We start from the raw sequence: 3,182 nt of genomic DNA on the forward strand, positions 1-3,182 counted from the left end.
GTTGGCGATGGGGCCGCCGGTGGCGGGAACTGCGAAACGGACGGTTCTGTTGGTGCTGGCTGCGCTGGCTAGGGATGCGATCGCTGGCCAAGTCACAATACCTGTAGTTTCGTTGTAAGTTCCGCCCTCGGAGACGCTGACTCCTGTTAAACCCGCCACAATGCTATCGGCGATCGCCACATTGGCTGCCGGACTCGGCCCACTGTTAGCTGCGGTAATTGTGTAGGTGACAGTCGATCCGGCGATCGCAGTAGCGGGCCCGGTTTTGAGCGTCACTACATCGGCGCTATCGTTCGTAATAGTGGTCGTTACTCTCGCATCCGGGCTGCTGCCGCTGTTGTTACCGGGTACAGGATCGATCGTACTGCTGCTGCTGAATACACTGTTGGTAATAGGGCCGAGTGTAGTTGGGGTCGTAACAGTTACGGTGCGGGTGGCTGTGGCCCCAACAGGTAAATTCGGAATGGTTGGCCAGGTGACCAGTCTCGTTGTCGGGTTGAAAGTGCCGTCGCCGTCGGCACTGCCAAATACTGCCCCTCGGGGCAGTTGGTCTTCAACCAGCACGTTTTCAGCCGGGTTCGGGCCATTATTTACTGTCGTAATTGTGTAAGTAATGCTGCTGCCCGGTGCCGCAGCGGGCGGGCCTTTTTTCGTTGTCGCAACATCTGCTGTAGTAAGCGGCACGTCTATAGTTTGGATCGACAAAGTGCGAACGTCGTGAATATTTGTTGCGTCTCCCGTTGAACCAGCAAAACCAAATTTGAATGTTTGCGGGATTGGCCCGTTTATTGCCTCTAAATTGGCAATGTCGATAATAGTCTCGCCCACATCTGTAAACGAACCATTATTGTTGAGATCAAAGTTAACAGTGAGACGGTTTGGCGTTGCAGAAGTGGGAGGTTCCAAAATAACTTGAACTCTTCTTCTGGCTAGTTCCCGAATGCTAGTAATGGTGTTGTTCGGCCCGTTTGGAGGCAGAGGATTTACGGTATCGGGAATATTATCTATTCCCTGCGGCACAAACGTAGAAGTTAAAAACTGATATTGCGTAGATTCGCGACCTCGAAGCGTTACCGAATCTGGTCTCGCCCCAACTCCGCCTACACGCCCTCTCTCTTCACTTGAAAAATTTCCGAATTCATCAAATCCAATTCCTAAATAACCTCCCCGTAAACCGGGCTGATTTGTATCTGTATTTTGGGCGTAGCCGAGAGAACCTCCATAGCCTCCAGCTATTGTTGGCGTCACAGTACCGTCAATTAAAAAGAAACTTGTGCCGTCCCCTGTCAAATTGGCTGAAACCGGAGGACGTGAAGTGCCGTTGTAGGTAAATATATCGAAGACAATTTTCAGGCCACTGCTGACTGGTACCGAACTGTTATAGATGGCAAAAGTAGATTGGTCAAAATTTCTTGAAGTTAATCTCAAAGCCCCGGTGCCGGGCGGGTCGATGTTCAAACCCGGAAAATTCTCCGATCCGGTTCCTGATGTTAAAGCTGGAGCCTCTGACATGCCGTTGGACCCAGATATCCAAGGCCCTGTTAGACTTACGTCTTGAAAAGTTTCGTCAACTAAAGTCGCGAGGACAGAACTGTAAGTTTCCTGGGTTTTTGTTTCAAAGGCTATTGCGGTTTTTACTCGTCCTGCTGTAACATTTAATTGCCAGTTTCCTCCTAATTTTGCACTGCCAATTAGATTGTTGGCAGCGGCTATATTTGCCCCTGTTAATTCTCTCAGCTTCCGCACGAAAGCAATCCCTGATTTTCCAGCCCCAACCCTGCACGCTAATAATAAAATATCGGCTTTTTCGCTGAAGGCATTTCGCCACTGCTGCAAATGCCGATCGTACTTTGGTAAGTTTTCATCTTTCAGTACAGTTGACCCCAGTTGCACAGAACCTTCATTGCCGTGAGCAACAATCTGAAGGCTGGCAATTAAGCTGCGTTTAGCTAGAATTTCTGTAATTTGTTCTACTCCGTCCAGAGTTCGATCCAGGACAATTATCTCTGTCCCTGGTTTGACTCCGCTGACAAGATGCTGATAATTCTCTACCCTCGGGTCGATGCAAACTAAATGTTTTTTAGGTTTAGTCTTGACGCCCCAAGTCGCTTTTGTTAAACAGGAAATACAGATCGCCCGATCACTGACTAACTGCGCCCCAATCAAAGAAGCTTTTATGCAGTCGGTGTCGCGGCGATCGCAACTTGATTTGTGAATTGGCGAAGAGTAGTTGCACCATAAATTTTTCATGAGTTAGATGGCTCCTTGATTTGTTAATTGTCAATCTTCAGTGGTAGATATTATTGTTAATTGCCAATGGAAATCTCTAATTGGTAATTTCTCGATTCGCATACTTAACAAGTTCTATTTACTTCGTTTTTTTTGGGCGCGACATCTTCCTAAAGTAGCAGTTAGCTGTATTTACCTGGTAAATTAGGGGTTTTTTAGCCAATTCAGACGTGGTGCTAAATTATTTTACAATCAGAAAAAAACAATCGCAATCTACGAATATCTACCTTTTAATTCGATATTTGTTTACCTAAATGCAGTTGACATACCTTCGTATTTGTAGTAAATAAAGCTTAGCTTTAAGATTTTTAATAAGACTTAATTCTTTATCAAAAACCCATTTTAGGGCTGTCAATCAGCCAAATGTCAGATAATCTATACTTCCCTCAAAAAATGGTTATAAATTTTGTAGTTATCAACTTCGGTTTCTGGCTTTTGTCAAGAATGAATGACTCACCAACAACCAATTTTAGGGTCGTCAGCAAGTCGAATCACCAATAATTCATCGGCTTGATATTTTTTATCACAAATTATAGCAACTCGGTTTGTTTAACAAACCGAGTTGCTATAATTTTAGGAAAAATGTAGCGAATTTAATGGGCTGTGGTATTAAGGAGAAAGAGTGAGAAAATCCAGAGAAGTAATAGTATTATCAGCACCAAAAACCTGAGCCAAGACCTCGCCCGTAGCCGCAACTTGTAGCAGTGCGCCCTTCGCCATCGGGTGAATTTGCAAAGCCTCAAAACTCAAGCCACCAGCCAGGACAAACTTATCAGTTCCTACAGAAAAATTGAGCACAGTATCAATACCGCTATGAGCGCTTAACACAAAGCGATCATTCCCAATACCCCCAATCAAAGTATCATCTCCCCCATCACCAAACAGCCAGTCAT

1 protein-coding gene and 1 pseudogene are annotated in these 3,182 nt (G+C 45.4%); both read right to left on the bottom strand.

Going from position 1 to position 3,182, the window contains the following annotated elements; genetic code table 11:
- On the bottom strand, positions 1-2,250 hold a 2,250-nt coding region (locus QUA58_RS30745; protein WP_333397918.1), incomplete at its 3' end, for a DUF4347 domain-containing protein.
- A 648-nt stretch (positions 2,251-2,898) separates the two neighbouring features.
- A pseudogene (locus QUA58_RS30750) lies at positions 2,899-3,182 on the bottom strand (calcium-binding protein); the annotation flags it as partial.

The sequence above is a fragment of the Microcoleus sp. N9_A1 genome, assembly GCF_036701795.1.
In the GTDB taxonomy this organism is placed as follows: Bacteria; Cyanobacteriota; Cyanobacteriia; order Cyanobacteriales; family Microcoleaceae; genus Microcoleus.